Source organism: Robiginitalea sp. (assembly GCF_049588695.1).
Classification (GTDB): domain Bacteria; phylum Bacteroidota; class Bacteroidia; order Flavobacteriales; family Flavobacteriaceae; genus Robiginitalea.
The window spans coordinates 1-5,525 of record NZ_JBAVZJ010000406.1; the positions used below are offsets into that span (position 1 = coordinate 1).

Genomic DNA, 5,525 nt, shown 5'->3' on the forward strand with positions numbered 1-5,525 from the left:
CATCAAAATACTGGGCGGGTTGTAATCGGGCATAATGGAAATCGTTTAAGGTTAACAAATCGCGTTTGCAAACGACCCCTGTCAGCCTTGTCACTGACAAAATTATGCTCAAGAATTGTACCGGTTGATTCACCGAATGATACACCAGAAGCGGTGAATCAAATGAATTCAAATGAAATCAATAAAAATGAAAAGCACTGTCAATCAGTCAGTTGACAGTGCTTTGACCACCATTTAACAGGTGTTTCGTCGGGATGACTGGATTCGAACCAGCGACCACACGCACCCCATGCGTGTATTCTACCAGGCTGAACTACATCCCGAACTGGGTTTGAGCGTTAAGAAATGGTCCTGTGGACCATTTTAGCGAGGAGCCAGCCGGCAGGCCTCGCAGTGTCTATGCTCAAAGACACTCTATGAAAGAAACTCAGCTCCCTTTTCTTTCGGCCAGCAAATATATAATAATCCTAAAACTCCGGAAGCTTAATTGGTGAATTTGATGTGTAATTATTTTTTGCGCAAATCTGGCAAGGTGCATCTTAAAAAAGGGAAACTGCGCAACACAATCGTCCTTTTTGGAGCCTGATTATTTAGAATTACTCTAAATTTTAAGCTCTCATGATAAAAATCATGTTTATTCGAGTGTAACATTTGTTACTTACCCGAGTATTTAATAATTTTTAACAAGATTTTAAGAATACAACTACCACCAATTAAAAAAACACCTTATGAAAATTAACAAGCTTTTTGGGCTACTGATGATTCTGGCATCAGCATTCTTGTTTGTAAACTGTACGAGCGATCCCGAACCCGGACCTCCCGGAGCAGATGGTATGGATGGAATTGACGGAGTAGATGGGACAGATGGAGTGGATGGTACCGCTTCCTGTGTTTCCTGCCATTCCAATTCCACCCGCGAACCTATTTTTGAAGCTTTTGCACTTTCAGCCCACGCCTCCGGCTCAGTAGGCTTCGCCGAGAACCGGGTAGGATGTGCACAATGCCACGGTAGCGACGGTTTTATCGAGTTTATTGAAACAGGAGCGGCCGAAGGTCCTTTCAGTGGGGACAATACCATATCCTGTAATACCTGCCACGACAGCCACCGCACTTTTGACTTCGAAAATGACGGCCCTGATTACGCCTTGCGGAATCCGGATCCTACTGGACTTGTACTCGCTCCGAGTATCGTGCTTGACTTCGGGGATGCCAGCAACAATTGTATCTCCTGTCACCAGCCCAGGGACAGTTATGAAATTCCAGCCCTCAATGCCGACGGGACCTACGTCGTAAATACTTCAAGATTCGGACCGCACCACGGTCCCCAGGCGACTATGCTCGAAGGGATCCTCGGCGCAGAGATTCCAGGAAATGAGGCCTATGATTCGCCGGGTTCTGCAACTCACCGTTCTCAATCCTCTTGTGTTCAATGCCATATGGGGGATGCGACAGCTGTGGAAGAAGGTGGACACTCCTGGACTCCTGTGGAAGCAGTATGTATCAGTTGTCACCAGGCGGTTCCGGGTGAGGCTGATGGCTATACCGCAGACATGGCCACACTCTTGGCACTTCTTCAAACCGTTGAAGGGGAAGGCTTCGATGAAGATGACAATGGTAATATCATTCCGAATGGTGAAACTGTTGTGGGTATAATACAGGAGAACGGAACCACTTCTAATAGTGGTATCTTCTCAGATGTTGCCGCTATGGCTGCCTGGAACTACAAGAGCGCTTTGGAAGACCAGAGTAGGGGCATACACAACCCGAGATACACTCAGGCACTTCTTAAGAATTCCATCGAAGCGCTTCAGAACGAATAAGACTGAACTTTTCAGCGCCGGGTTGTGGCATTTCTATATCCCAATCCCGGTGCTGATAATGTTTTGAGCTACTCCCGAATACTTTAGGGTACCTATAAATCATACGCAATGAAGAAAAAAACACTTCAGTTTCTGGCTGGTTGCCTGCTGCTTTGCACCACAGCCTGCTATTACGATACAGCGGTAGAGGAAGATCTGGTTCCGCCACCGGAAGATCAGATCACCTACACCGAGGACGTGCAGCCTATTATTACCAAATACAACTGTGTACAGTGCCACAGCGGATTGGAGCCTGCCCCGGATTTAAGGGAGGAAAATGCGTATGAGGCCCTGGTCCCTGATTATGTAGAGGCGGGTAACGGAGCGGGTAGCCTGTTCTACCAGCGCCTGCCCGGAAATGGGAATCACCCGAATGTTGGCATAAACCTGACCAACAGCGAACTGGACCTGATAGAAGCCTGGATCGACCGGGGTGCTCTGGAATAACTAACCTTAAGAACCTCAAAGATGAGACCACTATTTTTTCTCTTTCTGATTTTGTGCTGCACACCCCTGACATTAATAGGTCAGGAAACCGAAGCCGAGCCTGTGGAGGTTGTTGATAAGCCTGAGCGTCCCGCTTTTGAAAGTGCCTTTCTAATTGACAATCCAACGGATAAAATTTATTTAAAGAATACCCTTGAAGCTGTGATGCAACACCGTTTCGGTACCATTGGTGGTGGCGAAAATGACCTTTTGGGTATTTGGGGGGCCGCGAACATCCGACTTGGCCTGACCTATACAATACACGAACGCCTGCAGGTAGGTATTGGTACTGAAAAACTGAGGCGATTACAAGACTTCAACTGGAAAGTAGGTTTGCTTCGTCAGACCCGTTCAGGCCGAGTCCCTGTGAATGTGAGTTACTATGGGAACTTTGTAGTCGATGCCCGTAAAAAGGAAAACTTTGCTCTCGACCAGCACAGGTATTCCTTTTTCCACCAGCTGATTATCTCCAGGAGGTTCTCCCCCAATTTTTCCATGCAGGTGGCCGGGAGTGTTTCCCACTTTAACCTGGTGCAGGAAGGACAGGACAACGATGTTTTCGGTCTGGCATTTGGCGGGCGTTATAAAATCACCCCCGGGACCGCCATCACCATGGAGTACAGTATGCCCTTTGCGGACTTTGATGGCTATAACTACCCTGAACCTGGCTTTAGTATAGGTGCAGAATTCGTAACCTCATCCCACGCCTTTCAGGTATACTTATCGAGTCTGAATGGAATTACGCCCCAGGCCAATTACTTCTATAACGAATACAATTTTTTCAAAGGTACCCGGAACATCCTGCTGGGCTTTACCATAACCCGATTGTATAATTTCTAAGACTACATGAAAGACGACTCAAAAAATCCGAAAGGCATAGATAGAAGAAAGTTTCTGCCTATCCTGGGTTCAGGGCTGCTTTTGCCACTGCTCCCGGTTCAGGCCGCTGAATCTGAAAAGCAGGAGGATTCATCAGCCTATAAAACCCTTCTAAAACCAGATGGTACAGCAGTGCGGGTTAAGGTGAGCAGTCTGAAAAAATCCAGTGTGGTCAAAAAGAAAATCAGCAATGCAGAACTTCTCAATTGGTTGGATAAAGACAAAAAAGACCAGTAGCATTTTGAATTATGGACGATCAAAAGAAAGATACAAGACGAAAATTTCTCAATAACGGGTGGAAACTCGGGCTTGCCTCCATTGTTGGAGGAGCAGCGCTCACGCATCTGAAGGAGGGCTTCGCCTTTGAATCAAAAGATCCGTCCGGCAAGACCATGGAACTGATGGATGTCGATGGGAACATCATCGAGGTGGATCCCATGGATGTTGAAGAGATGGACCTCGACCAGGTTACCCATAATGTAAGAAAAGGGATCCCCGGGCGAAAATTCACTATGGTGGTGGATCTGGCGAAATGCCAAAACGCCCTGGCCTGTCAGCGCTCCTGCAATAAACATCACTTTGTAACCGGGGACAATGCCTGGCTGAAAGTGTATAAAATGCAGGAAACCGAAGATACTGCCCCTTATTGGCTGCCTACTATGTGTATGCATTGTGACCAGCCTGCCTGTGTGACGGTATGCCCGGTAGACGCAACCTTTAAACGGGAAGACGGCCTGGTGCTGATCGACAATGACCGTTGTGTGGGCTGCCGGTTTTGTATGGCCGCCTGTCCTTACTCCACCAGGGTGTTCAACTGGAATGAGCCCAACCAGGAATTCGAGATGAATATGGACATGGTAGAAGAAATGCACAGTCCGGAACATGCCGGTATGCCCAGTATAAAAGGGACGGTTGACAAATGTGACTTCTGCCCCCACCAGGCTGAAAAAGGGGAACTTCCCCACTGTGTCACTGCATGTCCGAATGGCGTCTTCTATTTCGGGGATAAAAATGAGGATGTGGTAACCAACGGAAACGAAACCGTGCGCCTGAGCAAACTTCTGGAGGAAAATGCCGGATACCGGCTGTTTGAGGACCTGGGCACCGAACCAAGTGTTTATTATTTACCGCCAAGGGACCGACTCTCCTTTGAAGAAGGCCTTGAGAATTACAACGAATTCCAATCGGTTGAAAAACCGGAAGTACCCACAGAAAATCCTGAGGAATCATGAGCAGGTACGACAAACTTATTAAAGATCTGGGACCCCAGAAGTTTGATGCCAAGGGAAAGCTTTGGGTGGCTCTGTTGCTGGTTATAATCGCAGCCGGAATTGTGGCCTACATCGACCAGATTATCCAGGGACAGGTAGTTACCGACATGCGGGATTATGTGCTTTGGGGATTCTATATCTCCAACTTTGTCTTCTTTGTGGCGACGAGCTTTGTGGCAGCCATTGTGGTGGCAGTCCTGCGCCTGACCAAAAATGAATGGCGGCGGCCTTTTGTACGCCTTGCGGAAATCGTGGCCCTGGCCTGTATCATTATGGCGGGAATCACCATCATCATCGACATGGCCCGCCCAGACCGCATGCTCAACCTCTTTGCGCATGCCAGGCTGCAGTCACCCATTACCTGGGATGTTATCATCATCCCCACCTTTATCATGGTGAGCCTTCTGTTGTTGTACGTCCCGCTACTACCAGATTTGGCGATCATGCGGGACCACTATGCAAAAACCAAACCCCGCCTGAGCAAGATCTACGGGTTCTTTGCCCTGAAGTGGAACTGGGCTGCAAAACAAATCGAGCTTCAGAAAAAAAGCACCCACCTGCTGGCCCTGTTGATCATCCCTCTGGGGCTGATACTGGAGACCATTGACGCCTACCTGTTCTCGACCACCTACCGGGTGGGTTGGGACAGTTCCAATTTTGCGCCCTATTTTATTTCCGGGGCCATGGTATCAGGGATCGGAAGCCTGGTTGCCGTAACTTATATCGTCCGGAGAAACAAAAAACTCCAGGAATACATTACCGATTTCCACTTTGACAAAATGGGCAAGCTGTTAAATCTGGCCCTGATACTCTACCTTTATTTTAATATAAATGAATATGTAGTACCACTTTTTACATCTAAAAAGGCTGAATCGGAGCATTTGCAGACCTTGATGGAGGGGGATTATGCCCTGCCCTTCTGGCTGGTCTCGGTTTTTGGGTTGCTATTACCCGCCCTGTTGACAATATTCAGGGGCTTCCGAAAACCAAAGACCCTGTTTATCATCTCCATATTTGTGGTACTGGGTTC

General features: G+C 47.9%; 7 protein-coding genes and 1 tRNA gene. 7 read left to right on the forward strand and 1 reads right to left on the reverse strand.

Annotated elements, in window-relative coordinates:
* The coding region (locus WBV75_RS09505) for a hypothetical protein (RefSeq protein WP_424120386.1) at positions 1-216 on the forward strand (216 nt) is incomplete at its 5' end.
* Between the two features lie 33 nt (positions 217-249).
* Here the strand turns inward: WBV75_RS09505 and WBV75_RS09510 are convergent.
* Positions 250-323 (reverse strand) — tRNA-Pro (locus WBV75_RS09510).
* Between the two features lie 405 nt (positions 324-728).
* On the opposite strand from WBV75_RS09510, the gene WBV75_RS09515 reads away from it, so the two are divergent.
* The 6 genes from WBV75_RS09515 to nrfD all read left to right on the forward strand — a co-directional run.
* Entirely contained in the window at positions 729-1,820 is a 1,092-nt protein-coding gene (locus WBV75_RS09515) for a hypothetical protein (RefSeq protein ID WP_424120387.1), read from the forward strand.
* Positions 1,821-1,928: 108 nt separating this feature from the next.
* Positions 1,929-2,306: a hypothetical protein gene (locus WBV75_RS09520; RefSeq protein WP_424120388.1), complete on the forward strand. Its 378-nt coding sequence runs from the start codon at positions 1,929-1,931 to the stop codon at positions 2,304-2,306.
* A 21-nt stretch (positions 2,307-2,327) separates the two neighbouring features.
* Entirely contained in the window at positions 2,328-3,185 is an 858-nt protein-coding gene (locus WBV75_RS09525; protein WP_424120389.1) for a DUF5777 family beta-barrel protein, read from the forward strand.
* 6 nt (positions 3,186-3,191) lie between these two features.
* Positions 3,192-3,461 carry a hypothetical protein gene (locus WBV75_RS09530; RefSeq protein WP_424120390.1) on the forward strand — a complete coding sequence of 90 codons (270 nt, stop codon included), beginning with the start codon at positions 3,192-3,194 and terminating at the stop codon, positions 3,459-3,461.
* A gap of 11 nt (positions 3,462-3,472) precedes the next feature.
* On the forward strand, positions 3,473-4,456 hold the full coding sequence (locus WBV75_RS09535; RefSeq protein WP_424120391.1) for a 4Fe-4S dicluster domain-containing protein: 984 nt from the start codon (positions 3,473-3,475) through the stop codon (positions 4,454-4,456).
* Positions 4,453-5,525 (forward strand): NrfD/PsrC family molybdoenzyme membrane anchor subunit (gene nrfD / locus WBV75_RS09540; RefSeq protein ID WP_424120392.1); only part of this gene is annotated, 1,073 nt, incomplete at its 3' end. The genes WBV75_RS09535 and nrfD, both read left to right, overlap by 4 nt.